The sequence below is a fragment of the Candidatus Eisenbacteria bacterium genome (genome assembly GCA_035712145.1).
Taxonomy (GTDB): Bacteria; Eisenbacteria; RBG-16-71-46; order RBG-16-71-46; family RBG-16-71-46; genus DASTBI01.
Genome location: DASTBI010000227.1, coordinates 1 through 5974, shown reverse-complemented (window position 1 = coordinate 5974; position 5974 = coordinate 1). Strand labels below are relative to the sequence as shown.

Sequence of the window (5974 nt, the reverse complement as noted above, 5' to 3'; positions counted from 1 at the left end):
GGCACCCATCGGCTCACGTAGGCCCCCTGCGGATCGAAACGCTCGCCCTGAAGCGTCGGATTGAAGATCCGGAAGTACGGCTGGGCGTCGGTGCCGGTCGAGGCGGCCCACTGCCAACCGCCGTTGTTGTTCGCGAGGTCTCCGTCCACCAACTGCCGCATGAAGTGCCGCTCGCCGAGGCGCCAGTCGAGGAGCAGGTCCTTGGTGAGGAAGGAGGCGACGACCATCCGCACGCGATTGTGCATGAACCCAGTGGCGGCGAGTTCGCGCATCCCGGCGTCTACCAGCGGATATCCCGTCCGTCCCGCCTGCCATGCAGCAAGATGCTGGGGGTTCCCGCGCCACCGGATGGCATCGTAGCGAGCGCGGAACGCCCCGCGCTCGACGTGAGGATAGTGATAGAGCACGTGCGCGTAGAAGTCGCGCCAGCGCAGCTCGGAGATGAATTTCTCCGCGCTCGGGCCGAGGCGCCTGTCTTCCCGGGCGGCCGCGAGCACGGCGGACGTCACGGTCCGCGGCGAAAGGGTGCCGAACTTGAGGTCGGCGGAGAGCCGCGCGGTGGCGTGGTCAGCCGGATGATCCCGCGCATCCCGGTATCGCGCCAGGCCCCGCGACAGGAACTCCTCGAGCCGTTTCCTGGCGGCCGTTTCGCCTCCAGGCCAAGGCGTCTGCCCGGTCGAGAACCCGAGTCGATCGAGACTCGCGAGCGGCCGCCGAGGCAGCTCGTGCGCCGCGAACCGCCTCACGCCGGGGAGCGGCTCCGAGAGCGGGAGCGCCTCGCACGCCCGGCGGAACGGCGTGTACACCACGAACGGCTTGCCTTCCTTCGTGGCCACTGCGCCCGGGGGCACCAGCAGGCGATCGTGGAATCGTCGCACGGCGATTCCTTCGCGCCGTAGCGCGCTCTCCACGGCGTCGTCGCGCCGCGCGAGCTGCGGCTCATACTCTTCGTTCCAGTACACGGCGTCGGCCCGAGCCGCCCGGGCGGCCTGGATCACAGTCTCGGTCGCTCTGCCATGGCTCACCGCCAGATGGGAACCGCAAGCTTCGACGGCAGCCCCGAGATCCGCGAGCGAATCGAGCACGAAGCGCACGCGCGTGGCTGCCATGTCCGGTCGGGAGAGGATCTCGGGTTCGCTCGCATAGAACGGCACGACGTTCCCGCCGGCGTCACGCACGGCCTCGGCCAGGCCGGTGTTGTCGTCGAGCCGGAGATCCTTACGGAACCAGAACAGGATGCGCATGCGCTCGGGTGACCTCCGGACCCGTACCCGGTCAGGAGCCGGCCGGCTCCTGCGGCTGGAGCGTGACCCGCAGTTTGGCGACGTCGTAACCCTGCGCGGCCAGGCGCTCGAGGATTGCGGAGTAGACGAGCGTGTCCATGGTGCGCGTGCGACAGAGGATCCACAGGTACTTCCGGCTCGGATGGCCCACGACCGCATATCGGTAGTCGGGGTCGAGATCGATGATCCAGTAGTCGCCCCAGAACGGCCAGAAGAAGGTGACTTTGAGCTTGGCATTGGTCTCACGGTCGATCACGCGCGCGCGGCCACGAGCGATGGTCTCGCGTCCGTCGAGCGAGTCGCGGTTGCATCGGTTGACCACCTGGATCTTCCCGTCCTCGCGCAGCGTGTACACGGCGGTGGTGGCCGTGCATCCTCTCTGGAATCGCTGCGGATAGCTCGCGATTTCGTACCAGGTCCCGACGTAGCGCGTCAGGTCGACGTGGCTGACCGTCCGGAGCGGTGCGTGGTCGCTCCCGCCGGTATCGGGCACGGCCTGCGCGACTCCCGCGGCCAGGCAGAGCAATCCCGCCGGCAGAATGAAATGCTTCATGAGTGATCCTTCGTTTCGTTCGTGCGTGCCTGGGGTCTGGGGGCGCGAGGCGCGACGGTAGATCGAACGGCCGCCGCCGCGATCCCGCGCAGCATCCCGGCGAAGAGAAGCCGGTGGATCGGATAGAGCGCGTACCAATAGAGGAGCCCCGCCAGACCGAGCGGATCGAAGATCGCGGTCTGGCGGATATGCGCACCCGCGCCGGTCGGCACCACCTCGAACTGGAGCCAGGCGCGCCCCGGCAGTCGCATCTCGGCGGTGAGGCGGAGGAGGCTCGGCGACTCGAACGCCTCCACGCGCCAGAAGTCGAGCGCGTCGCCCACCCGCAGCGCTTCGGGGTCTCGGCGCCCGCGGCGTAGGCCGGGTCCGCCGATCAGCAGGTCGAGCCAACCCCGTATCCGCCAGAGGCCGTTGCCGAAGTACCATCCCGCGTCACCCCCTAACCGGCGGATCGGCTCAAAAGCCTGCTCGGGCCCGCAGGCGACCTTGACCGAGCGCGAATCCACGATACGCGTCCCATGGGGCGCGTGGGCACCGCTGGGGCGATCGCCCAGCGCATCACACCAGCGGGTCTCGGCGAAGGCGCGGTCCTCGTTGCGCAGCGCGCGCGCGATCGCTTCGGCAAATCCGATTGGGCGCACGCTGAACTGGCGACGTGCACGGTCGTCCGTCACTACGGTCTCGTTGCGCACGCCATCGATCAGCGCCCGGCCCACCGCGGCATGGAGCGGGGTGATGAGCCGAAGCCACCGGCTCGAGAGTCGGGGCGTGAGGACCGGGACCGGGATCAGCCAGCGGCGCAGAGCACGCTGGCGAGCATACTCGCGCATGATCTCGCGATACGACACCGCGTCCGCGCCGCCGATCTCGAAAACGCCCGCCACCCCAGCCGGGGCGTCGAGCGCGGCCATCAGGTACGCGATCACGTCCTCGATGGCGATCGGCTGCGCGCGCGTGCTCACCCAGCGCGGGGTGACCATCAATGGGAGGCGCTCGACCAGCGCACGCACCATCTCGAAGGAGAGACTGCCCGAGCCGATGATGATCGAGGCCCGCAGTTCGATCGTCGGCACCCCGGACTCGCCCAGCACGCGCCCCACCTCCTGGCGGCTGGCGAGGTGCTCGGAGAGACCCGGCCCCCTTCCGAGGCCGCCGAGATAGATGATGCGCCGGACACCCGCGGCCTTCGCCGCGGAGCCGAAGCGCGCAGCGGCCTCGCGGTCGCGGCGCGCGAACTCCCCGTGCGCGTCCATCGAATGCACCAGATAGAACGCGGTGTGGACGTTCGCCAGCGCCGTGACGAGCGTGGTCGGGTCGGAGACGTCACCGCCCACGACCGTGGTGGAAGCTCGAACCCGTGGGGTGAGCACGGCGGGTCGCCGCGCCAGGCAGCGGATCCGCTCTCCGCGCTCCTCCAGCATGGCGAGGAGCCGGCCGCCCACATACCCCGTGGCGCCGGTCATCAGCACCGTGTGCACGGGAGAGGGGATCGGATACAGGGAGTCACTTGACCGCATCCGACCCGTCCCCTCGCTCATTTCGGGCAACCGCCCAGCGTCGCTGGATCGAACGCCAAAGCAGACCCTGGTCGACATCAGTTGTTGACGATGATCTGGGCACCGAGCGCCTGGGCGCCGGCACCATTCAGCAGACCTTTGGCGAACACCGTATAGATCTTGCCTGCCTGCAGCACGATGCCATTGAGCGGCAATGCCACCGTGGTGGTTCCGGCCGGCCGCACCTCCAGGTTATAGGTCCCGGCGTCGACCGGGGTGAAGGCCGTGTATTGCTTGAAGGCCTTGTTCGCGAACAGGACCGGTCCGCCCTGCACCGCGACATCGACCGCAGGTGCGTCCGGGGAGAGGTGGACGAAGCGAACGTGCGCCTTGCCGGATGCCGGAGCGGTGAGGTCGTCGGTCAGGACGACCGCGCCGATGCTGGCAGCCACGTCGCTGGCGAACACCGTGTAGCTCGTCCCGCCGGCCACTGGCACGTCCGCGTTGATGACCGTATTGGTGGTCCCGGCGACGTTGACCTTCACGTTACGCGTGCCTGCCGCGACGTTGAGGTACGCCGTGTTGTTGGGGAAGGCCAGGCCGGTCCCGGCCACGGCCCCGTCCACGAGCAGGTCCACCGCGGGAGCGTCGGGAGAGGCGTGCACCGCCATGACTCGTGCCGCCGCAGCCGGGGCCAGCGGGTTGGAGTTGTCGTCCGAGCCGCAGCTCGCAAGGGAAACGGTGGCGAAGAGGGCCATCGCCAGGAGAGGGAAGCGCAGGTGAGTCGTCATCGGATCCTCCTTGAAAGTCGCGCCGGCGGGGCGACCCGCCGGGCCAGGTGACCTTCATCGCCGGTCGGTCCGGCGGTGACGGATCCATGGGATGGCCGAATCAACCGAATCGATCCACATAGTGAACAGGTAAAGAACAGATTTAACGCTGCCATGACGGTATTAGGTGGCGTCTCGCCGGACGGCGAGCGGCGTCTTTATGCGCTTATTTGCTGCCAAGACTCGAGTTCACCGGGCGCGCGAGAGCCTTCCTGGCCGTGATCGTCGTTCTCCTGCCCGGCGTCCTGTTGAATCCTATTCAAAAAATGTTCATCTCATGGGCGTGGAGCGGGGGCAGTGGCCCCGGCTCGATCTCGGGGACCCTCCCCGGAGTCCTCCACCACTCACCAGAGGAGTTCGCCATGTCGAAGTCACGGTTCATCGTCGCGGTCATGAGCGTGGTCGCCCTGACCGTCGGTCTCGCGACCCAGGGCGCATACGCCGGAGAAGCGAAGAAGACCGGGCCGAAGCAGAACATCGTTCAGATCGCGCGCGAGACCGGTTCCTTCAAGACCCTGGTCGCGGCCCTCGAGGCCACCGATCTGATTGGCACGCTATCGGGGCAGGGCCACGGACCGTTCACGGTCTTCGCCCCCACCGACGAGGCTTTCGCCAAGTTGCCCCCGGGAACGGTCGAGTCGCTGCTCAAGGACCCTCCGGCCCTCAAGAAGATCCTGCTCTATCACGTGGTCGCGGGCTCCAACCTGGCGGCCGACGTTCTCGGGTCCAGTGCGCTCCCGACCCTCAACGGGCAGTCGCTCGCCATCACCAACGGGAGTGTGCCCAAGGTGAATGACTCCGCCATCATCGGAACCGACATCCTCGCCCGCAATGGCGTCATCCACGTAATCGATACGGTGCTGATTCCCCAGAACTGACCCTGCGATCGGGGCCGGTTCCAAATCCCTTACCCTAGGAGCAGACGAGATGAGAATGTCCTCGATGGTTCTCGCGACGCTCTGCCTGGCCGTTACCTTCGCGTCCTGAGTCCCGCCCGCATGCAGACCGCGAGCCCGCGCCCAGCGGGCTTCGCGGCTGGGCCGGGCGGAACGCGGTGCCAATCAACGGATGAATGATCATGGGGACGAACGAGAAACCCGGGCGGTCAGGCGCTGAACCGAGAGCGCTCTCGATCGGCGCCCTGTCGCGTGCCGCCCGGATCCCGGTCGAGACGCTGCGGACCTGGGAGCGGCGCTACGGTTCGCCCATGCCGGTGCGGAAGCCCTCGGGGCACAGACTCTACCCGGCGGCCTCCGTCGAGCACCTTCGCCGCGTCGGCCGCCTGCTGGCTCATGGCCATCGCCCCGGGGAGATCCTGGGACTCTCGCTGCGTCAGCTCGACGCTCTGCTTTCGATCTCCGAACCTGGGCTGAGACCGCCGGCGGGGGATTCGCAGGCTTCGGTTTTCGGGAGTGAACAGCTCGGGCGCTCGCTCGAGATGTCATTGCGGGCGGCTGCGGACCTCGATCACGAATCGCTGATCCGCGAGCTGAGAGCCAACTGGATCCGGCTCGGACCGCTTCGCTTCCTGCAGGACTACGCTGGCCCGCTCATGGACGCGGTTGGCAGGGCCTGGGAAGACAAGACCCTCGAGATCCGCCACGAGCATTTCGCCTCCGCCTGCGTTTCCGATTTCCTGCGTGAAGTGCGAGAGCCCTTCGATCAACAGGCCCACGGGCCGCGGCTGGCGGCCGCCATGCTTCCGGGCGACACGCACGAAGGTGGGTTGCTGATGGCGAGCGCGCTCCTCGCCTATCGGGGTTATCGCGTCGTCTACCTGGGCGCCGGCATGCCGGTCGATCAGATCGCCGC

At 67.8% G+C, this 5974-nt stretch carries 6 protein-coding genes; 2 read left to right on the top strand and 4 right to left on the bottom strand.

Annotation, left to right across the window (positions count from 1 at the left end; all coding sequences use genetic code 11):
* The 4 genes from VFQ05_16290 to VFQ05_16275 all read right to left on the bottom strand — a co-directional run.
* A partial coding sequence (locus VFQ05_16290; protein ID HET9328328.1) for a deoxyribodipyrimidine photo-lyase occupies nt 1-1244 on the bottom strand: 1244 nt, incomplete at its 3' end.
* 31 nt (nt 1245-1275) lie between these two features.
* Nucleotides 1276-1836 (bottom strand): lipocalin family protein, encoded by a 561-nt coding sequence (locus VFQ05_16285; protein HET9328327.1) that lies wholly within the window; start codon nt 1834-1836, stop codon nt 1276-1278.
* Nucleotides 1833-3353: an SDR family oxidoreductase gene (locus VFQ05_16280; GenBank protein HET9328326.1), complete on the bottom strand. Its 1521-nt coding sequence runs from the start codon at nt 3351-3353 to the stop codon at nt 1833-1835. The genes VFQ05_16285 and VFQ05_16280 overlap by 4 nt, the downstream gene beginning before the upstream one ends.
* 77 nt (nt 3354-3430) lie before the next feature.
* Nucleotides 3431-4123 carry a DUF4397 domain-containing protein gene (locus VFQ05_16275; GenBank protein HET9328325.1) on the bottom strand — a complete coding sequence of 231 codons (693 nt, stop codon included), beginning with the start codon at nt 4121-4123 and terminating at the stop codon, nt 3431-3433.
* Nucleotides 4124-4524: 401 nt separating this feature from the next.
* Between VFQ05_16275 and VFQ05_16270 the strand changes: the two genes are divergently transcribed.
* Both VFQ05_16270 and VFQ05_16265 read left to right on the top strand, forming a co-directional pair.
* A complete protein-coding gene (locus VFQ05_16270) occupies nt 4525-5040 on the top strand; it encodes a fasciclin domain-containing protein (protein ID HET9328324.1) in 516 nt (171 codons plus the stop codon).
* Nucleotides 5041-5240: 200 nt separating this feature from the next.
* Nucleotides 5241-5974, top strand: a 734-nt coding sequence (locus tag VFQ05_16265; GenBank protein HET9328323.1) for a MerR family transcriptional regulator, incomplete at its 3' end; no start/stop codon positions are given.